The sequence below is a fragment of the Lyngbya sp. CCY1209 genome (genome assembly GCF_035615495.1).
Classification (GTDB): domain Bacteria; phylum Cyanobacteriota; class Cyanobacteriia; order Cyanobacteriales; family Microcoleaceae; genus Limnospira.
In genome coordinates this window covers 1-238 of sequence record NZ_JAJENU010000713.1, presented here as the reverse complement: position 1 = coordinate 238, position 238 = coordinate 1, and the positions used below count along the sequence as shown (strand labels likewise).

The window sequence follows — 238 nt, the reverse complement described above, 5'->3', positions numbered from 1 at the left end:
ACATTATACTCCGACGACCGCCGATCAAAATATCATCGTCTTTGCCGCCAAAGAGTTGATTGTCGGTTCCCGCCGAACCGTCGAGGTAATCCAAACCTTCCCCGCCGAGTAAGGTATTCTCTCCGCCTATACCCGAGAAAAGTTGGTCGTCACCGAGATCGCCAAACATTATACTCCGACGACCGCCGATCAAAATATCATCGTCTTTGCCGCCAAAGAGTTGATTGTCGGTTCCCGC

At 51.3% G+C, this 238-nt stretch carries 1 pseudogene; it reads right to left on the bottom strand.

Annotated elements, in window-relative coordinates:
- A pseudogene (locus tag LKE08_RS29175) lies at window positions 1–169 on the bottom strand (calcium-binding protein); the annotation flags it as partial.
- Between the last annotated feature and the right edge of the window lie 69 nt (window positions 170–238).